The organism is Mesorhizobium sp. WSM4817 (genome assembly GCF_055811135.1).
Window position 1 is genome coordinate 86648 of sequence record NZ_JBVVQQ010000026.1, and the last position, 18794, is coordinate 105441.

At 59.7% G+C, this 18794-nt stretch carries 18 protein-coding genes and 5 pseudogenes; 8 read left to right on the forward strand and 15 right to left on the reverse strand.

The features are described from left to right. Window positions 1-28: 28 nt before the first annotated feature. The 5 genes and pseudogenes from AC0L2K_RS28225 to AC0L2K_RS28245 all read right to left on the reverse strand — a co-directional run bounded on the left by AC0L2K_RS28225 (window position 29) and on the right by AC0L2K_RS28245 (window position 4062). A complete protein-coding gene (locus AC0L2K_RS28225) occupies window positions 29-307 on the reverse strand; it encodes a hypothetical protein (protein ID WP_473532930.1) in 279 nt (92 codons plus the stop codon). Between the two features lie 323 nt (window positions 308-630). Next, window positions 631-1524 (reverse strand): hypothetical protein, encoded by an 894-nt coding sequence (locus tag AC0L2K_RS28230; protein WP_473532931.1) that lies wholly within the window; start codon window positions 1522-1524, stop codon window positions 631-633. Window positions 1525-2025: 501 nt separating this feature from the next. Next, window positions 2026-2319, reverse strand: coding sequence for a hypothetical protein (locus AC0L2K_RS28235; RefSeq protein WP_473532932.1), 294 nt, complete (start codon window positions 2317-2319; stop codon window positions 2026-2028). 521 nt (window positions 2320-2840) lie between these two features. Beyond that, window positions 2841-3065 (reverse strand): hypothetical protein, encoded by a 225-nt coding sequence (locus AC0L2K_RS28240; protein WP_473532933.1) that lies wholly within the window; start codon window positions 3063-3065, stop codon window positions 2841-2843. Between the two features lie 156 nt (window positions 3066-3221). Then, window positions 3222-4062, reverse strand: a pseudogene (locus tag AC0L2K_RS28245) (ATP-dependent DNA ligase). Between the two features lie 174 nt (window positions 4063-4236). Between AC0L2K_RS28245 and AC0L2K_RS28250 the strand changes: the two are divergent. The 3 genes from AC0L2K_RS28250 to AC0L2K_RS28260 are packed head-to-tail and all read left to right on the forward strand — an operon-like array spanning window position 4237 to window position 4864. Then, a complete protein-coding gene (locus AC0L2K_RS28250) occupies window positions 4237-4428 on the forward strand; it encodes a DUF3606 domain-containing protein (RefSeq protein WP_473532934.1) in 192 nt (63 codons plus the stop codon). Beyond that, complete coding sequence (locus AC0L2K_RS28255; RefSeq protein WP_128244403.1) at window positions 4425-4610, forward strand: hypothetical protein; 186 nt, start codon at window positions 4425-4427, stop codon at window positions 4608-4610. Before AC0L2K_RS28250 ends, AC0L2K_RS28255 begins: the two co-directional genes overlap by 4 nt. A gap of 29 nt (window positions 4611-4639) precedes the next feature. Continuing rightward, a complete protein-coding gene (locus AC0L2K_RS28260; protein WP_128188045.1) occupies window positions 4640-4864 on the forward strand; it encodes a hypothetical protein in 225 nt (74 codons plus the stop codon). Window positions 4865-4970: 106 nt separating this feature from the next. Here the strand turns inward: AC0L2K_RS28260 and AC0L2K_RS28265 are convergent, their stop codons facing one another. Continuing rightward, window positions 4971-5276, reverse strand: a complete 306-nt coding sequence (locus tag AC0L2K_RS28265) for a hypothetical protein (protein ID WP_473532935.1) — start codon at window positions 5274-5276, stop codon at window positions 4971-4973. A gap of 1516 nt (window positions 5277-6792) precedes the next feature. Between AC0L2K_RS28265 and AC0L2K_RS28270 the strand changes: the two genes are divergently transcribed. Continuing rightward, entirely contained in the window at window positions 6793-7086 is a 294-nt protein-coding gene (locus AC0L2K_RS28270) for a hypothetical protein (RefSeq protein WP_128244406.1), read from the forward strand. Window positions 7087-7470: 384 nt separating this feature from the next. Then, complete coding sequence (locus AC0L2K_RS28275; protein WP_473532936.1) at window positions 7471-8817, forward strand: hypothetical protein; 1347 nt, start codon at window positions 7471-7473, stop codon at window positions 8815-8817. Between the two features lie 471 nt (window positions 8818-9288). On the opposite strand, the gene AC0L2K_RS28280 is transcribed toward AC0L2K_RS28275, so the two are convergent. From AC0L2K_RS28280 to AC0L2K_RS28305, 6 genes and pseudogenes are all read right to left on the reverse strand, one after another. Then, window positions 9289-9936, reverse strand: a complete 648-nt coding sequence (locus tag AC0L2K_RS28280; protein WP_473532937.1) for an NnrU family protein — start codon at window positions 9934-9936, stop codon at window positions 9289-9291. Between the two features lie 504 nt (window positions 9937-10440). Then, window positions 10441-10655, reverse strand: a pseudogene (locus AC0L2K_RS28285) (YciI family protein); the annotation flags it as partial. 11 nt (window positions 10656-10666) lie between these two features. Beyond that, complete coding sequence (locus AC0L2K_RS28290; RefSeq protein ID WP_023799003.1) at window positions 10667-11041, reverse strand: PRC-barrel domain-containing protein; 375 nt, start codon at window positions 11039-11041, stop codon at window positions 10667-10669. 474 nt (window positions 11042-11515) lie between these two features. After that, the gene (locus AC0L2K_RS28295) at window positions 11516-11692 is read right to left on the reverse strand and encodes a hypothetical protein (protein ID WP_023799002.1); all 177 of its coding nucleotides are present in this window, start codon (window positions 11690-11692) and stop codon (window positions 11516-11518) included. Window positions 11693-12250: 558 nt separating this feature from the next. Continuing rightward, window positions 12251-12842 (reverse strand): annotated as a pseudogene (locus tag AC0L2K_RS28300) (divalent metal cation transporter); the annotation flags it as partial. Window positions 12843-13769: 927 nt separating this feature from the next. Beyond that, a complete protein-coding gene (locus tag AC0L2K_RS28305) occupies window positions 13770-14828 on the reverse strand; it encodes an adenylate/guanylate cyclase domain-containing protein (RefSeq protein WP_473532938.1) in 1059 nt (352 codons plus the stop codon). Window positions 14829-15244: 416 nt separating this feature from the next. Between AC0L2K_RS28305 and AC0L2K_RS28310 the strand changes: the two genes are divergently transcribed. Beyond that, window positions 15245-15388, forward strand: coding sequence for an NADPH-dependent FMN reductase family protein (locus AC0L2K_RS28310; protein ID WP_353682394.1), 144 nt, complete (start codon window positions 15245-15247; stop codon window positions 15386-15388). 235 nt (window positions 15389-15623) lie between these two features. On the opposite strand, the pseudogene AC0L2K_RS28315 reads toward AC0L2K_RS28310, so the two are convergent. Further along, window positions 15624-15998 (reverse strand): annotated as a pseudogene (locus AC0L2K_RS28315) (DUF3604 domain-containing protein); the annotation flags it as partial. Window positions 15999-16116: 118 nt separating this feature from the next. Further along, a complete protein-coding gene (locus AC0L2K_RS28320) occupies window positions 16117-16719 on the reverse strand; it encodes an HdeD family acid-resistance protein (protein ID WP_128244411.1) in 603 nt (200 codons plus the stop codon). Window positions 16720-17273: 554 nt separating this feature from the next. Between AC0L2K_RS28320 and AC0L2K_RS28325 the strand changes: the two are divergent. Together AC0L2K_RS28325 and AC0L2K_RS28330 are read left to right on the forward strand one after the other, a co-directional pair. Further along, window positions 17274-18086, forward strand: a pseudogene (locus AC0L2K_RS28325) (AI-2E family transporter); the annotation flags it as partial. Between the two features lie 58 nt (window positions 18087-18144). Continuing rightward, window positions 18145-18285, forward strand: coding sequence for a hypothetical protein (locus AC0L2K_RS28330; RefSeq protein WP_353819785.1), 141 nt, complete (start codon window positions 18145-18147; stop codon window positions 18283-18285). 124 nt (window positions 18286-18409) lie between these two features. Here AC0L2K_RS28330 and AC0L2K_RS28335 read toward each other — a convergent pair whose 3' ends face one another. Continuing rightward, on the reverse strand, window positions 18410-18631 hold the full coding sequence (locus AC0L2K_RS28335; RefSeq protein WP_128244413.1) for a hypothetical protein: 222 nt from the start codon (window positions 18629-18631) through the stop codon (window positions 18410-18412). Window positions 18632-18794: the final 163 nt, after the last annotated feature.

Genomic DNA, 18794 nt, shown 5'->3' on the forward strand with positions numbered 1-18794 from the left:
TTCTCCCTATGTTGAACATTGTGCCGGGCTATCCGGCGAGGGCTGCTAGTTCCGTTTCGAGTTGACGGCGGCGGGGTTCAATGTTGACGTGGAACGACTGATACTTGAGGCGGTCAATCTCAACCGCAATACGATCAGCGCGGCGCTCTGGCGCGGTCATCTGCGCCGCCTTCGCCTCCCGCCAAGCTGCCGCGAGATAGAAACCGAAGTCGGCCCGGTTGAGCTTGCGCGCCAGAGGCGGACGGGCCGCAAAGTGGGCATTCCACTTCGCCCAGGCTGCTTTCAGGATTTCCGAGCGGTTGAACATGGCGCCTATCCCTTGCGCAAAACTCACTACATGTGTATTTAGAATGGACCGACTGCGAAGTCAATACGGTTGTAGTGAGAATTTGGAATGGCACAGCTAACGCCGGAAGCATGCCGGGCGGCACGCGGAATCCTGAAATGGTCAGTTCGCGATCTGGCAGAACACGCAGGAATCGCGTTCTCGACCGTTCACCTATTCGAGAAGGGTGAGACGGTGAGAGAGGGTTCGAAAGCTAAAATGGTCGCGGCCTTTGCCGCGAAGCACGTCGAGATTACAAATGGAGACGGGACAGGGGCGCGGCTAAAAAAGCTTGGTGTCACCCCCTAATCGAGGTCGAAATCACGGCGCCGATCTTGCCACTCCAAATCGGTCAGCACCTCCGCTTCGACCGTGATGTCTTCCGCGAATTTATCCGCGTGCGCAGCCAGAAGTCGTCGCGCAGCAGCTATAGCAGCAGCCTTTCCTTCGCACCGCTCATGATGATTGGAGATGCTTGTGCCGACGCCATCATCCCATCTGGTCACGTCCACCAAGGCGTACCAGGCGCCCTTTCCGACACGTCGGCGCCGCAGGATTTCCAAGCGGCGTTCGGCCATTTCTGCGATGGCGCGGAATAGGGATCCCTCCTCGGGATTCGCTTCCGAGCGTTGCCTGGCCCCGAACGCATAGCCTTTTAAGCTCGGTTCCTTCAGGCGCTCTATGGCGTGTTCGATCTTCCAGAATCCCTCCGAGGCTTCATCTAATGCTCGGCTCGCATCGTAGGTCAGAGGTGGCTTTCGTTTCGCGACACCCTCTGCGGCTTTCAGTCGATCCGCCTTGCGTTTCGGCCAGATGTCGGAAATTACGCGATCGATCTCAGCCTTGCCCGGCTCCCAGCGAAACTCTTTCTCCAATTTCTGCTTTTTTGTGCGGGGCCGCAGTTCAACAACCGTACCGTCCCGCGCGGGAGTTGGTAAGATATCCATCGCGAGAGCTAACGCTTCATGCAAGCCTTGCCGGATGCCACCATCTTGGTCGAACACCCAAACTGAAGGTTCGGTTCTCAGAATGCGTGTTGGCTTTTTAGCCTCGTCGAATTCTAAAGTTGCAGATAGAACCCGCTGCCTGGTGCCGGCATATTGGGGCAGAGTATCCTTGCCGAATATTAGGCCTTCGACTAGCCGGAGCGACATGCGCAGAGGCTCCCCTTCATTGGGAAAAAGGTAGTGTCGGGACATTCAACTGCTCTCCATCGAAGCGCGGACTCACAGGCATGTAGTTCTTACCGCACCTAGCACTACATTCGACGTGCACGTGACCGGCTTGGGACGCGGCGGCGGCTCGTTTACCGGCCGATTGGCGGATATGCTCGTGCGACATTGCACATAGGCATCCGTTCCGACTCGCGCGCCAAGCGATCGGCAATAGGCGTCGTCCTGAGGAGCCATTGATCTATTCATGAGGTATTGGCGAAGCGCCGGCTTGTTACTCGCGAGTAATGTAGCGGAGCCTTCGTCCATGCCCTGCTGCTGTAGCCACGCAACTGTTTTGGACTTGCCGTCGGATTGGCATCCGCCGATGGCGCATAGAAATATCACCATCCAAATCTTAGCCACCCACGTTCCCCCAAGTCGCCTAAATCACTAAGTCACCTAAATCGTGCAGGTCAGACCTCGCATAGGCAAGGCTTCCTACGCTTCCTACCGAAGAGCGCGGCAGAATAGCTATGCTCGTCACCGTCAGCCGGGAGGAGTGTAGAGCGGCTCTCTGCATCGATGAACCAAGCACTGGCCATCGCGCGTCGGCACAAACCCTACCGCTGGGATTTCCGAATAGTCGCACGCATTGCTGTACCGGCGGACGTAGAGGGCATAGGTGTTCGGGCCGGTGGTCAGCACCGCCGAGCCATGGCTCTGGATTAGCGCCTGCGTCTGTTGGCAGGTCATGGCGCGGGTGTCCGGCCTGGCCTGGGCGAGGATTGTGAAGGCAAGCGTGACCGCTGCCGAGGTCAACGCAATCCGGCGAATGGACATGACGAGACTCCATGATGAGCCATTTGGTTGACAAACTCGCATGTCGCAGGGCAGCTGTGCAATGGCGGCCTCCAAATCGGAATTCCGGACACTGGAGCAAACTGCCCGCCCCGTGCGCACTGACGGCGTGCCGCGGACCATCTGGCAGCATAACCATGACCTTCGCCGGCTACCGACTAAAAGTGACTATCTGGGATAGTTCGGCGATGTCGCCGTAGATCATCGAACCTTTGACGAGAAAACACTTATCACCGAGGACGTCGAAGAGTGAGCTTGACGCGGTGCAAACCGGCAGATTCTTCGAATTGGCGCACGTACCGAGCGTCACGGTTTCGACCTTACGGTCCGCGGCTTCGGCATAGCTGACGCTGATCGCGAGGATAGCGAAAGCAAGGTGGCTCGGGGATAAGTAAGCTCGCGACATGCATCAAAATAGCACCGGCCCTTGATGGGCTTCGTCCATCGATTGGATGAAGCGGTCCATTATATTAGCCATCACTTGACTAAGGTGCCGGCCACCCTCAGCCCCTTCGTTCGAAAGTTGGCTTCCAATCGCAATTGCGTGCCCGCTGCTGGCCTTCGTAGTCAGGAATGCATGTGAAGAACACCTGCCGGCGGTCACGGCCGGCAGCCTTGCAATTTGAGCAGACAAAGAGCCCGGCCAGGTCGTCATGCATCGAGCCGTGGGCGCGGCCAAGCCTGTCAATCAGCGCCTGGATGTCGAGCTTCGTTGATCTGCAGCACATCGGGTGTCCGCAATTGACATAGATGCTTTCGCGGGCGGCCAGAGTGTCGGCGAGGTCTTTTGAGGCATGGCGATTCTCCGTTGAAGGGCTCGCCGCAACGGGAGGAATATAATCCTGAGGTTAGCGCCGGCAAGCTCGCCCGACGGCTTTCAACCGCTAGCTTTCATCCCAAAAATCCTGCAGCGAGGCGTGGCGCAAGTCTTCCTCGCCGCGTAGGTGCTTGACGCGGGCCTTGATGCCCGGCTTGACCCATTGCGTTGCCGGTCGCTTTGGCATGTCCTTGGGCGGTGGCCCGGCATGTTCCTGCACTCGGTTCCAAAGCCGCTCCCGCATCTCGCGGTTGACGCTCACGAACGCACTGCCAACATATTTCCGGGTGCCTGGCTCAGCCATTAGAGCAAACGCCGGCTTGCCCCTCTCGCGTTCGACGCCAAGAAGCTCGAACTCACTTTCGGTGAGGGACTTTGTTTTCAGCCAATTGGTGGTCGGGCCGCTGCGATATTTGCTGTCCCGACGCTTCGATACCATGCCTTCCAGGCCGGCCGCGTCGATCAGATGATAGATCGCATTGGCCTCGCCCGGCATCGTCTCACTGAACTGGATGCGGCTATCAGACCCTATAAGGCCGGCCAGGATTTCCCGCCGATCCTCCAGTGCCATGTCGCGCAAGTCGTGGCCGTTGAGATGCAGCAGATCGAACGCGACGAAATAGAGGTCGTGCTGGCGCCTGGTGATTGCCTTGCGCAGCGCGGCAAAATCCGAAAGGCCAGCCTCATTCAAGACGACGACTTCGCCGTCGATGATGGCGTTCTGTACGTTGAGACCTTTGGCTGCCTCGACCAGATCGCGGTATTTGGAGGTCCAGTCGAGACCGCGGCGGGTGAAGATACGCGCACCGCCGGGCGTCGATGATGATCTGGGAGCGGTAGCCGTCGAATTTGGCTTCATGCATCCAGTCATCGCCTTGGGGCGGCTTGGCGACCAAGGTAGGCATCATCGGCGGAATGAATTCAAGCCGGCCGACGCCGGTACTTACAATTTTACGCACCCGTTCGATTCTAGGCGGCAGGCTTACATTAGCCAGAGTGAACGGAACGTGATTCCCAGGGCTGCAGCAACAAAATCCCGTTTTCGACGTTGCCACCGATCCGAAGCTCATCAGGAGAATGACATGGCCGACGATAAGAGCAAGCGAGACTTTCGCGATCGCAATCGCGTGTCCGCCCACCAAGATTACGAATTGGAATATTTCGCTCGCGAGAATGACGTGACGATCGAGCAGGTCCGCGAACTCATCGAAGCCAACGGCAACGATCGTGAAGCCCTGATAGAAGCCGCGAGGGTATTGCGGGAGCGGAAATGAGATATCGGACCAACAACGAAGGCACAGGATATCGAGGCAAGGACCACGACCAGCCAATCAAGCCCGAGGCGGAGCATTTCGAGCATTGCCCCGTTTGTGGACAGGACTTCGACAAGCGCGATCTTGGCCAGGTGCTTCATCATGCCGAGCCGGAGCACCAGCCGCTTCCGGTAGAACAGTAGACCCTCCTATTTGGTCAGGGAGAGGGCATATGGGTCTGGTTTTTACTGGCGAAGAGGGAATCACTGAGCGGTTCGAGTTGTTGCTTGAAGCCTTTGATGGAACAGAGCGTGTCCTCGTCGTGACATCGACCGAAGCGATCGAAGACTTCGGCTTGGATGCCGTCCGTGAAATGGCATCTAAAAAATACGATGCAGGGCAGTTGGACGAGATGGGCCGCGTTAGAGTTCTGACTAGCGACCTGCAAGGTAGGTAGCCCGCCACCGTGAGGCAGCGTGGCTTGTTCCATGGCGAGGTTGACCGTGAAGGAAATCAGCTCCCCCAGGGCGCTGCCGCCTGTGAGTTAAATGAGAGAAGGAAACTCAAGCACGCCATAGAAAGTACCAACGAGCGATGGCGTACCCTACCAAGCCCAACATTGAGAGCACATACAGAACCAGGAAAAACGGAACCACGGACGGTTGGCTGTCGAGGGCGGCGTCAGCTTCTTCCCATTCCTCAACCAGATTGCGATCCCGCCCGGCCTCCGTGACCGCCAAACCGTCCGGCCCAATTTTACCCTCGATCTCTCTTGAAATTCTTTTCTTGATATCGGCTAGGATCACTGGATCCTCGGGCAGGTTGCCCCGAAACCCCTCAGGAAGATTGTCGCCATCGTTCTTGTCCATGGCGCCAACAATGTTCTCTGCCTCACTTATGTTCCAAGTTTCTAATGTAAAATTTGACCAAGAGCCGGTCCAACGGCGCCGGGAAGGAACAACACAACCAACCCTCAACCAGCCACCCAGACAAGCAGTGCGACGCCGATGGCGTAGGGAATCAGAACAACCGCCAACGCCACCCAAAAGCTGGATCTGCCAAAGCGGCCATTTCGCTGAGAAGTTGCTTCATGCCGGCGAAACGCGCACCCGCGCCCGGTGTTCCGCCAAGAAAGCCCGCGTCCTGAGGGAGAGGACGCGGGCCGATCGGAGGACCCCCGATCGCAGCATTGGTCTCGTAGCAATGCTGCGGATATCTAACCCGCGGGCCCAAGGTTGCGTTCCATAAGGAAATCCGCGGGGTGCAGCTAGGCCTTCTTGTCCTTTCGGTTCCTCTTCGGTTTCGCTGCCGATTCAGCAGGAAGTGTGGTTTCGGCCTTTAGTCGTTGCTCCCGCAGCCGAGCCGTCTTTGCATCTCGTGCCAGGCGCTCAACCTTTATCAACGCCCGAGCAGCGTCTGACGTGCGCTCCTGTCTGTCGTGTTTTATGGGCGAAGGTTTGCCTTTCCCTGATTGTTGGCACCGATCTGACGCGGTGCAGCGTTGCCCCACCGAACCGCTGTAGCGAGATCGTGTTCCTTTAAGAGAACAAAAAAGCCCGCCGCACCATTCGGCACGGCGGGCGAGAGTCCTAGTCGTTCACCAGGCACGAGGGGTGGGCGGGGGTGGTGTGCCCAGTGCGCGGAAATCCTACGCGCGCCGGCTGCGTCGCGTCTAGCAACCGGCGGTTGGCACCTCGCGGCACCGCGGGCTTACGGTGGCGCTTTGCCCTTCGGGAGAGTAAGGTTTCCCGGTCGCCCAAACCTTCCGGCAATTGAGCGCTTGAGAGCGAGCAACGTGCTTTCGCCTGACCAGGGAGAAGCACGATGCACCAGCTCTATTCCAACCTCGTCACTCACTATGAGAGGGCGGTGTCATTCCAAGACAGAGCTGTAGAGCATGAGCGCCGGTGCGGACATATCCTCCCGGAAAGCGAAACCCTGCTAGAAGTTCTGATCGAGAATTTGGCCGAAGCCCGTCGCGCCCTCGATCGGGAGACCCACAGTCATCACTAGCTCACCGCCAAGCAGCTGTCTGGAAGCCGTCGGCTCGCTTCATTGGGATTAGTTCCGATATTAACGGATCGTTGACCGCGGCGCCGCCGAGGTTTCGGGACTCTACGATAACCTCAAGCTGCTGCGGTTCGCGGTTCATGCTACTGCCTCCCGATGCTTTTCGTTGCAAGCCGCAGATCACGATTACCCTGCTCGAAGTGCATCCCAAGTACCTTCCCAAGCGATTGATGATCCACAAGCCGATTAAGGTCGACGGCAAGATCCTTTGGCACACGGAAAGATTCCGGGGATGAGCACCATCACTGGAACATTCCTTTTGTCCGCAGGTTGGTTTGTGAGCGCGTTCGTGCGCTTAACAGAGGAGAAAGAAATATGAAACGGATACTTCTGGCAGCGGCCGCGTTGGCGCTTTCCGCCGGGCTTTCCTTTGCCCAGACGACGAGCGGAACTTCGGGCGGAACTTCTACGACAACGACAACGACAACGACCACGCCCAGCACTGATCAGGGAACTGACACAACCACCACCAGCGGCACGAACCCGGCCAAGGATTGCGCACCTGGCCAGCAGACCGGCAGCGCGCAGGAGGCCGCCCCTGGTCAGCAGGACACGGACGCCAAGACCGCCGCCCCCGGCCAAATGAAGAAAACCACCGACGATTGCTGATTGGGCAACACCAAGGGGAAGGCCGGCGCCGCTTAGGGGAGTTGGGATAGATAGCCTGTATTGGCGCCGGCCGGGCGGATGGGGTTCGCCGCGGTGAATAGTATCGAGCTTGGCGAACCCGCTAATTACCGAGAGCGGTAGACTGAAGCCCTACGCGCTCCCGTCTGTTTCGCTCTCTTCATCGATTTCGCGCACGGGCAGATAGGCGGTCCGATAGTCCCCGCACCATGTCGTCGGCATCGCTCACGAGGCGGCAGGGGGTGACGGAATTTTTTGGTCCCGTGCAGCGTTTATTATCGTTCGGCTGCATTCCGTTTCGCGGAACCAGAACCCGCGAACCCGAGATGTCCGCCGAGTGGCAATCTTCTTCGGGAGGAACGTGACATGCAAAAGCGTCTCCACGGTGTATTTTTCGCTGTTTTCCTCTCATCAACGCTGATCCCCGCCGTCGCTCAAATGAGCGCAAAAGGACCGATAAGCGGGAAGGATTTTGACGACGCGGCCGCCGAGCAGGCCAAGCGATATCTGGAAGAAGGCCGCGAGACATTCCGCTTCGACACGTTCGGCAGCGAGGATTTTTGGGGCGGCAAGCTTAAGCTGCATGAAGCGATTGCCGGCGAGAAGCTGGGCGGCACAGGGCCCGGCCTGAGCCCGCAGAAAGCCCTCGAACTCGGGCTCAAGGTCGATGTGAATGCCATTCCCAAGGACGTGGCCGAGGCGCTCAACAAAGGCGAGGTCGATCTCGCGGACCCGGCCAGCACGCTCGTCCTACTCAGGGCCAACGCCGTTGTCGGTGTGACCGGCTTTTCTGCCGAGGATGGAAAGACGCTGACCTCGGTCGGCATCCAGTGCGCCGTGTGCCATTCGACGGTCGACGATACCTACGCCCCTGGCATCGGGCACAGGCTCGATGGCTGGCCCAACCGCGACCTCAACATAGGGGCGATCGTTGCCCTCGCACCTGATCTCACGGCGTTCACCGAGATGCTGCAGATATCCGAAGCGGAGGTGAAGAAGGCGGTTGAGGCGTGGGGTCCCGGGAAGTTCGATGCCGAACTGAACCTCGACGGCAAAGCATTCCGGCCGGACGGCAAGACGGCCGCCACGCTCAATCCGGCGGCGTTCGGATTGGCCGGTGTAAACAACCACACCTGGACCGGAGCTTGGGGCACGGTTAGCTACTGGAACGCTTATGTCGGCAATCTCGAGATGCACGGCAAGGGTGTGTTTTACGATCCACGCCTTGATGACGCCGAGAAGTATCCGGTCGCAGCACGAACGAAGCAGGGCCACAAGCAGGACAAGGAAGATCGGATCACCGCCAAGCTGCCGGCGCTTCACTTCTATCAGCTCTCGCTGCCAACCCCGAAACCGCCGGAGGGCGCCTTCAACAGCGCCGCCGCGGAGAAGGGAGAGGCTCTCTTCAACGACAAGGCCAAATGCGGCACTTGCCACGTCCCGCCGCTCTTCACCGAACCCGGCTGGAACCTGCATACCGCCGATGAGATCGGTATTGACGATTTCCAGGCGATGCGATCTCCGGACGAGCGCTACAGGACGGCGTCCTTGCGGGCCTTGTGGGACGTGGAAAAGATCCACAAGGGCGGATTTTACCACGACGGCCGGTTCGCCACGCTCAACGATGTTGTCGAACACTATGACGGCCATCTGGGCCTTGATCTGACCGATCAGGAAAAGCGTGATCTGATCGAGTACCTCAAATCGATCTGACCCGGCACTTGACGGCACCGGCGCTTCTTTGGGTTGCTAAGGGAGGAAAGATCATGAAAGACGATCGTGGTGAGGCAAACGGCGGGTCGGCACACGGTGCGCCAAGCCAAACGCTGTCTCGCCGGAAATTTCTGAAGGTGTCGATGACCGGCGCGGCGATTGCCGGTGCAGGTTGGGCTTGCTTCCTGCATGACGGGCCAGCCTACGGCGCGAGGCGCGGGAACAACGCCAAAGCCTGTGGCGCTTTATCAGGATTCTCCAAACTAGGGTCGCGTCCACTGGCCATAGCAAGGCGCGATCCGAGCCGAATTACTGCAACGTTGCCGGCTGGAGCCGTCTATGGATCAAAATTCTGATGTGCCGACCTTATGCCAAGCATTGGTTCACTGTGGCGTCTGCGAGGCGCTCGATCCGCGGCAACTGGTGGGATTCGCCAGGACATCCTCGAAGGCGCGCCGTCGCTGCGGACGTTCAAGCGAAGGGCGAGACTCCGAACAGCCAGCCGTGCAGCCAGAGCCCGAACAATGCGAAAGCCACCAAGCCGATGCCCACAGCAATCAGGTCGCTACGCGGTCGCACGACCGCGGGTGCCGGATCGCCGCGTGGGATGACAGCAATGAGATCGACAATCGCGTAAACCAGAAACGCTCCGAAGACTAGGAGCGAGGCAAGGTCGCCATTGGCCAGGAGGTGGCCGATGGCCCAAAGGATGATGCCCACCAGCATCGGGTGCTTCAGCCGATGCTTGATTGAACCCGTGGGCAAGTAAGCGGCTGCCAGAAAGACGAATGCGGCGAGCACCAACACCGACGCGACATGGCGGCCCCAAGAGGGCGGCTCGTAGATCTCAGGCGCATTGGGCCGATAAAGACTCCAGCCCCAGACGATCAGCACGAAGCCGATGATCGATACGAGCGAATAAAGTCCCTTCCAGCGCCGCTCGTTTGTGGCGATTTGCTCATCACGAAAGCTGCCGGCGGCGATCCGAACAGAATGGATTCCGAAGAAGATCACGAGGCCGAAAACCAGTACTAGCATAACACCTCCGAGGTTCGGCGCGTCGGCGGGAAGGAAGGCTTGCTTACGCTCTCGCTCGAGTTGCCGGCTGCATATGCGCAAAACGGATCCTTCGAACCAGATGGTCAGAGTAATATATCAGGGACCCGCAATCTTGGAATGGGCAAAGCTGCCGATTGGCACGGCACAGCGGCATCGCCTGCGCGCAGGTTCTTCGCGTTCAGCACGGAACCGCCCCGGTGAATGCCTGTGGCGACGTTCCGTTCACATAAATTGCATGAAGGCAACGGGCGGGCGGCGCTGTAGCGCTCGATATGCCCGTTCTCGTCGTCACGGCATCCAAGGCTGAGCGGTATGCTGCTTCGACCTAATTGCCGGCCCTCCACACATGGTACATGAAGGTCCGGAAGTGGTCGAACACGACCTTGAGTTTGACCAGCCTATAGATCCGTTTCTGGCGCTAGTTGCCCATTCCGGTGGCCAGCTCGAACGGTAAAACCTGACCCTGACCGGACCTTCCGGGACCGATTTTACTTTCAGAAACCGGACATTCGGGCCCAACCAGCGCGCATGACCCGAGTCGGCCGTTCCGGCCGCCTATTGGCGTCACGGAAGCGGACGTTTGCGGCTGCATTTCGAAGCTAAAAAACCGGCGGTCTCGCGCACCTCGATCGCCCCCATCCGAGCGAGCGAGTCCCGCTCCGCGATCTCCGTCGCCTCCGCAAGGTTCTTCGCTCGATGAGCAGGAAGCCACCCAGATACTCCTTGGTCTCTGCGAAGGGCCCGTCGGTCCAACTCGCCTTGCCGGCACGAACGCGCAATAGAGGCTTCGCTACACCCAATACGGTCGGACGCCGTAGTAGTCGTAAACGCGGCGGCCACTCTCGGCATTCCAGTCGAAATCCTGGTCGCGAGCATAGCGCGGAGCGCCTTCAACTTGCTCCTTCGTGATGTCAATGCGGAAGCCTGCAAGGCTCTCGTCATAGTCGAGCTTCTGCCACGGCAGCGGATAGTAGTCGTCGCCAATTCCAAGAAAACCACCAAAGCTGAGAACGGCATAGGATACCCTGCCGCCCCTCTTCTCGAGGATCAGCCTTTCGACTTGCCCGATGTGATTTCCCTGGATGTCATAGACGTTGGTGCCGACGACCATGTCGCTGGCGATAAGATCGTGGGTCTCACGAATGTCGGGGTCCTGGTTTGTCATGATTTGCTCCTTCCCGTCGGTATGGAGCAAAAACGGGCCCGTGCCCTCGAAGTTCCAAGGATTGTGCGGACCAGCCGTCAGCAATCTTCTGGCTTGAGCGAGCGAACCATCCGGGTGACGACCGGATCGTAGGCAACTTTTTGCTCCATGCTGTAGTCCATCAGAAACATGGCGGCGCGATCGCCGCAACCGTTATTGTGCAGAATCGGCCGTTGACGTCCCAACCGGCAGAGTTGTTTAGCGCTCTAAGTCCGACCTTAATGCATATCCAAGGCTTGGTGCGGGAAACCGGCATCGCCGCCGAACAAGGTCGCGAGTTCCGTGAACTTGGCAAGCTGCAAATGACCGACGAGCCTGAAGTCACTGATGCGGGTGAGAACAGGCTGTGTAGGTGCTGCGGTCGGCGACCGTCAACGATCCCATGTAAGGGTCTAGGCAGCAGGGCCGCGATACGGTTGCGGCCCTGACGTCTGATCAACCCTTGAGACGATCCTTGATCTTGTCCTCGGTCTTCCCAAGGCCCTTCTTGGTGCTTTCGTCAAGCTTGCCGGCAGTTCCGCCGGCACTCATTTTCTTGTCACCAGCCGGTTTGCCAGGCTTTGCCTTCACTTCGCCGCTTTTCGCAGAGCGCTTCACTTCATCCTTGTTCATGGTTTCTCTCCCATAGCTGGGAAACCAACATGCGCTCTCACTGAAAGTTCCAGTAGCCAAGGAAAATAAGCATGGCCGGCTCCGAAATGAAATCGATCGCACATCTCACGCGTGAACGAAGGAAAATGGGTGCGTCGATGAACGCGTTCGACGGAATGCCAAGATGGCCGGATAGTCGAAGATGCGATCAATTGGGAGCAACTCCGCCATGCCGCCAAGCTCAGGCCCCGGTCCAGGTGGGCAAGATGGACGCGGTGATGTCCAACCCGGTTTCCGCAGCGTGGGATCGACCCGCGTAATCGGCATTTGAATTCCACAGCCGGTAGACGCCTTCCCATCGGCTCGCTGCGCAATCGGCTGCATCTTTGCCCCGCAGGCCTCCCTCACGCCTGACGGCGTAGTCGAGCGGTTGGATCGGGCATCATGCCGGAAGGGCTAACGCTGACCAACGAAACGGCTCGCCCGATCGCCAAATACTGTGAAGGACATGCAGGCAGGCCGCGAAGATTGACCGAATTTGATTTGCCAGGGAATCGGGCCCCTCCTACGCCCGGCACGTCAGGCGAAGGCGGCCACCCCCATCGTTACAACAGCCACAGCCATCACGACGGTGGTCAGCCATCCAAGCGATTTGAGCACCCCGGTGACGACGAACTGCCCGAGCACATCCCGGCGTGTGGCGAAATACATCATGATCCCCATGACCGGAACGGCGATGATGCCGTTGATCACCGCCGTCCAGACAAGCGCCTTTATCGGATTTATCGGCGTGAAGTTGAGCACCGCCCCGATCACGGTCGCGAGCATGATTGTTCCGTTGAAGGCTTTTGCTTTCAGGGGCTTTCGCGTCAGCCCGGTGGGCCAGCGTAGCGCTTCGCCGATCGCGTAAGCTGTGCCGAGCCGGCCAGAACAGGCACTGCAAGGAGGCCCGTGCCGACGATGCCCAGGGCGAAGAGCGTCGAAGCAAGGGGCCGGCAAGAGGGCGCAGCGCTTCCGCCGCCTGTGCCGAGGTCTCTATCTCGGTGATGCCGCCCGGGTGCAGCGTGGACGCCGCGGTCAGAATAATCGCCAAGCCGACGATGTTCGAGGCTGCCATCCCGGCCATCGTGTCGAAGCTTATACGTTCAAGAGCAGCCGGGCCTTGGGCGGGCTAATAATCGGGATGCTAGCATCATGAACCTTTATCCTGTGTTCTCCTATCCGGATGACAACCAGTGTCCGCAAAAGGGGGTCGACTCCTGCCGGTGGCTGAAGGTCAGCTAACGAGGCGCGCTGCGAATGACCGGTAGTGGCGCAACGTGCTCGTTCTGGCTGTTGAGCCGAATGGCAACTTCCCATCCATTTCGGCGTTGGCGGCGGCCAGGTGGTGGAGTTTTGACGCTGCACGTCGGCTTGCGAGATAGCCGCTGCCGGGACGGCCGGTCGCCGGCACGCGCTCGGGCGGGGGTGGGGTCGAATGTGGGGCCTACCCGATATGCAGGCGGCTGGTTTCAGCGGCAGGCCCAGTCGACAGCTGGGGAGGTAATGATCACAAATACCCACCGCTCGCTTCAACAGAAGTGCATGGTCTGCGGTCTCCCACTGCACTGATCGGCGGTGTGCGACCTGACGTGGAGCGCATCGCGTCAAGTCCTTGAGACCGGTTCGGGGGCCGCCGCCCGCCACCTAGTTTACGCGGCGCGTCGTTGGGCGAGGTGGAACCCCGAACGGGGTCGACGAGGATCGACGGCAGTAGCGATGCTGTGGTGGTGATCGCAATAGACGCGGTCCGGCGAGGTTGGCCCAGCACAAAAGCGGTGGCCGCCGGGCACTAACGGGTCTTCGCGAACCGGAAAGCGGCATTGACAGGAGCCCAGCCTAATGAGGGGGACGCCGCTCGTACTGGAGGCCACAGCTGCTGATGGTAGGTGCGCTTGGACTTTCCAAGACAGGAAGACCGTCGGACCCGCTGCGGCTCCACCTTTGCCGATTGTGTTTGCAGCTTCGCGGCGTTTGGCGACCATGTTGCGCCTTGCGACCGCCGAACCCGGCTGACGCGAGGTTTTGGAGCTCCAATGCGTCGCTTCAACCAGCGGCGTCAGAGTCCGTGTTCCGGTACGGTGAACAGGCTCACAGGGTCAGGGATGCCGCGGATGGGGAAGTCGCCCAGTTCCTCGACGGGCTCTTCGATCAATTCAGCAACCCTGTCGGACAGGAGCAAGCGCCGCCCGGTCGTTTTCGATAGCGGTTCGATCCGCGCCGCCAGATTGACAGTGCGCCCAATGGCGGTGAAGTCGAGCCGATCCCTGGATCCGATATTGCCGAAGAATACGGGACCGCGATGCAGCGCAATTCCCATGCTGAGCGGCCGCCAGGAAAGGTCGCGCGACGGCTCGCCGGACTGAGCCTCGTTCAGGCTGTCCACCGCAACCAAACCGTTCCGAGCGGCGGCGAGTGCCGCAGCGGCGGCGGCCGGCGCCGACTGCATGCCGAAAATGGGAAAGGCCGCCAGCATGCCATCACCGACAAATTTCAGGACCTCACCGCCTTGTTCATGCACCGCATCCACGAGACCTTCGAAAAAGGCGTTCAGCAGCCGGATCATCTCGGCGCTATCGATGCGATCCGAGAGGCTGGTGAAGTTGCGCATGTCGGATACCCAGATGACCGCCTCGATGGTCTCGCCAAATCCGCGCCTTATGTCACCGGCGAGGACCCGCTTGCCAATGCGTCGGCCGAGATACGCATCGAGCACGTGCTCCGCGATCTTGCCACGCGAGACGATCTCGACATTGAGCGCCAGAGCCGGGCGCAACGCCTCGACGGCTTCGATGGTGGCGCGGGAAAAGCCCCCTGCTTGCCGTGTGGCAAGCGTCATCAGCGTAAACTGGCGGTCGTCCCGCTTCAGCGCGAAGCCCCAATAGTCCGTGTATCCGGCCGCCGCGAGGGTCTGCATGATCGGGTATGTCGACTGCGCCACTGAATCCTGGGGGTTCACCCGAATTGACCGGCCCTCCTCGATGATCGGCCTGAGGGGGCTGGTCAGGTAGTCGGTTGTTTCGCGGACATGCGCGTTGACTTCCACCTCATCACAGACACCGAGATCTCCGCGCCAGTGCGCCGTGATGCCCACAAGCTGCGGATGCAGCGTCGACATGTTGAGCGTTGCCCGCTCGATCGGCTGGCCTGCCGCGACCAGTCGGACGATGACGCCGTCCAGCAGCTCTGCCGGTCCGGCGGATGCTGCCGTCCCCGACATCAGCCAGTCGAGCGCCGTGCCATCATCTGTCGTGACTAGCGAAATGGGTCGGCGCCGGACCAACTGGAGATCAGGCGGATATTCCAACCCCACCGAACCAGTCGACAGCGATGCTTCAGCGAGTTCGGATCGTTGAGCCGGCATCATTCCTCGCGGCGTCATTCAAACGACAGATAGGCTTCCGAGGGGCAATCGCCAAGCTCCTATCATACGGCCTTTGAGCCCATCACTGTCTACAAAACGATCTTGCCGACTTCTGCTTCTCCCTACGTTCCTTTCGTAGACTTCCGTGATCGGGAGCATGAGGTAGCAACATGTCCAAGCTGAAAATCGCGGTCATCATTGGTTTCACGCGCGATTCCCGTTTCGGGCCGGCGCCCGCACAGCGGATCTTCGAACTGGCCCGGAAGCGCGAAGAACTCGATGTGGAAATTCTCGACCTGAAGGCGAGAGATTAGCGGAAAGGTGACTGCAAAGCCCTGTGCCAGCAGGTGGATCTGGTCACTCCGCCGAAGCAGGCGCCAGCAATGTCTGGCGCGACCTGCTCGCGCAGATGAGCCAAGGGCAACTTTTCGCTCTCTACGGTCATTCAGTTGCGAGCGTTGCATGACGCGATCTGACCCAAGGCAGGCCTTCCTGTTTTGTTGGAAGAAGGTCTGGAAAGGGGTGAATTGAGACACCGCGCAAGGTCAGCGGCGTGTACCAGATCGGCGATGTGTAGGCTCGCTCGGTGATCGTCATTGCTGTCCCCGGCAGAGAGTCGACCCCATATCGCTTGGCATCGTAGGCAGTCCGGCGCGGCGTCGGAATCTCGATGACTCGGTCGCAGTAGAGGGCGGGCAAGCTCGGGTCGAACTCCGGGTCTTTCCACACCTTGATGAGCTCGGGCGCGCTGATCGTATTCGTCCAGGTCGCATTCTCCACATCGACGGTGCTGCCTACCGAACGAAATTTGCCGTCGCCGCCTGGCTTGCGGTCGCCCGACCATGCGACATCGTAGATTTTCTCGTGCAGATTGCCATTCTTGTCGAGCCAACCTTTGACGATCTGCTAGCGGTCAAGGTTGGCGCGATGCGTTCGGCCGGCGGCACGCAGTCCGGGCCGCCGTCCTTCGTCACCCTCGCGACAAAGTCGCGGACGGCCGACTTCGCCACGCCTTCGTTCCGGGAGGGAAGCGGGTCCGGCATTATGCGGCCGCCCCATGGGCGTGGCCCTCATGGCTGTGCCTGCGCAGCCGGAACGCCAGCCCGACCAGCATCACGCCGAAGACGATGGCATAGGCGCCGATGACCCAGAGCAGACCGAGCGCCCCGGCGCCCGGAGCTATCGCGATGATTGCGCCGACCAGCACGGATAGCGCTCCCGCCGCGACCAGCCACCACTCGTTGTCGATCTCCTTCCTGAGCCGGATCGCGCCGATGATCTGCATGACGCCGGTGGCGATCATCCAGCCGGCTATAAACAAGACAAGCACGATCGCGGTCATGCCCGGCAAAGCCATCGCGACCAGACCCGCAAGGATGCCGAGCACGCCGACCAGCGCCAGCCACCATCGCGGCGCCGGCGCCCCGCCCTTGATGGCTGCAATGAGCGCCAGCACGCCGTCGACGAGCGCAAAGGCGCCGTAGAGCAGGACGAGCGTCACAAGCGAGATACCCGGCCAGATGAAGGTCAGCACGCCGAACACAATCCCACAGATGCCGCGCAGCAGGATCAGCCACCAGTTCCGCGCCAGCGCATGAAGCATCATTCTGCCGGCTATTGGCCCGGCTGGACGTGTCGTGCTCATTGTTCACCTCCGTTCAGTTGCGATCGGTCGATGCGCCGGCGTAGCGAGGTATGCTCGTCGCCCGCAGCGTGTCTAATGCTCGCTTGTGCTGGCCTCTGCCAGTGCCTTCAACGCGTCGTGACCTGACGTTGACTATCTGGGCGGCTTTCCCCCGCCGCGAATCAAGCCACGCGGAGACGACGAACAATCCTGCGCTTGGTCACGGACTTTTTCAACGGTATCGGCGCGACCTTGCCATTCGCGTACGCCTCAACGATCTTCAGCCACATTTCTCTGAACGGCTATTCCGCGATGGTGGAAAATTGGGCAATTGGCCCCGACAACGGTTCCTACCGCTCGCGCGAAGGATGGCGCTATATAACTATGATCGGACTTCATCCGTGCGAGGAACATCGCCCCCTGGCTGACCGGCCTCGCAATGGCCGTCCTCGGAAGCGCCATTGTTACGATCGCGCTCGGTGGTTGAAAGCCGCACTGCATGGGCTTGGCCCTTTGCACCATTTTAAGGAGGAGCCAAGGCGTTGTCCCTGAGTCCCAACGCCCTCCTGATCCTATTGGCCATAGGTGCAACCGTCGCGCTTGCGAACGTCCTGGGTGTCGTCTGGCAGCCGATATTCTGGGCCATCGTGATCGGCATTCTGTTCCACCCGCTGATGAAATGGATCGACTCGCGGCTATCCGGGCGGCCCAGCCTTGCGGCCGCGTTGACAGTGCTGGCGATCTTCGTCTTCGTCCAGATCCCGGCGCTTCTCCTGGGCTCCATGGTCATCCGCGAGGGCGTGTCGCTCTACACCCGCATCCAGAGTGGCGCCGTCGATCCTGGCGCGGAGCTTCTCAGACTGGAAAACCTGTTCCAGCCTGAGCTTGGGCAATTGATGAGCGGGATCGGGATCGATCTCGGCGCAATCACTGAAAAGCTCCAATCGGCGATACTACGCAGTAGCGAATTCGTGCTTTCGTTGTTCCTCAGCGCAGGCCAGAACGCAGCCGCCTTTCTGATCAACTTTTTCCTGATGCTCTATCTCCTGTTTTTCATTCTTCGGGACGGAGAGGACATGTACCGGCAAGTGTTCAGAGCGGAGCCACTCCCGACTAATCAGAAGCAGCTCCTCTTCAAAAAGTTCGCCGACGTGTCGATTGCCACGCTGAAGGGAACGTTCATCGTCGGGCTGGTTCAGGGTGCGCTCGGCGGTTTGATCTTCGCCGTTCTCGGCATAAACGGGGCAGTGTTCTGGGGCGCTGTGATGGCAATGGTCTCAGTCCTGCCTGCTGTAGGCACAGCCCTGATCTGGGTGCCGGCGGCAGTGATCCTCATCGTCGGCGGGGCCTGGATCAAGGGACTGATCCTCTCGGCATTCGGGACTTTCGTGATCAGCATGTCAGACAATGGTCTTGCGGCCAATGGTAGTGGGTCGCCAGACGAAGATGCCCGACTACTTGGTGCTCTTCTCCACCTTGGGCGGGCTCAGTGTCCTTGGCATCAGCGGCTTCGTCTTGGGACCTGTGGTCGCCGCGCTGTTTATGGCGGTTTGGCAACTCATTGAGGAAAACCATCCCCAAGAATGATCGCCGACGCACGCCCGTTCGTCTTGGGCTCAGGCCTGAGAGTTCGGTCGAAGGTGCGATCCCCGCCAATCCCCAATGACACCATCACGGCGCCGCCCTTCCGAGACCAATTCTCGTTGCTCGATCACGAGAGCAGCAGCGATCGCATTTGCGAACGTCCGCCGTGCGGTCCAAACACGACGTTCGAGATGCTATTCGCCAAGGTGAGAAGCTGGCGCAACCAAGCCGATCGGAGCACTCGGTTGGCCTCCATAGCCGTGACGCCTCCTACGTTCCATGCGGGTGGAATGTTGCCATTTGTCTCGTCGACAGGAACGAGCAGGTAGCGCCATTTGCTGCCATTCATGGCTCTTCTCAAAAGCTGCCCTTCGCGAAACGGCTCGACTCGACCCTAAGCGGAAGCTCGTTCGCCCCCGGCTGAATTCACGCCCATGACCCAAAGCTGTCATTTCGCCCGTACGTGTCGTAGCTTCTAATGGCTCTGCCGATGGGAGGGATCATATCCGAGC